The organism is Pseudoalteromonas sp. SIMBA_162, assembly GCF_046535955.1.
GTDB classification, from domain to species: domain Bacteria; phylum Pseudomonadota; class Gammaproteobacteria; order Enterobacterales; family Alteromonadaceae; genus Pseudoalteromonas; species Pseudoalteromonas marina.
The window spans coordinates 1-288 of record NZ_JAWJBQ010000240.1; the positions used below are offsets into that span (position 1 = coordinate 1).

Genomic DNA, 288 nt, shown 5'->3' on the forward strand with positions numbered 1-288 from the left:
CTGGAGACGACCCGAACACGAGAGGCGCTGGAAGCTCATGGTTTGGCCGTCGGCGGCTTGATCATCAATCAGTGCCTGCCGGAGCCCGCCTCGCAAGGTGCTGGCAAGTCCCTCTCAGCGACCCACGAGCCGCAGGCTGACTGGGTCGCGACCTGGCGAGAACAGCAACGACACTGGGCCGCCAGACTGGAGGAGGCCTTCGCTGATCGCCCGCGCCTGCGTCTGCTGCGCCAACCAGAGCTGCCGGAGGACCGCGCAAGCCTTGCCCCGCTGGTGGCGCAATTTACG

At 67.0% G+C, this 288-nt stretch carries 1 protein-coding gene; it reads left to right on the forward strand.

The genetic code is table 11. From position 1 onward, the window contains the following. Positions 1 to 42: 42 nt before the first annotated feature. Positions 43 to 288, forward strand: a 246-nt coding sequence (locus R0J88_RS19510; protein ID WP_410900799.1) for a hypothetical protein, incomplete at its 3' end; no start/stop codon positions are given.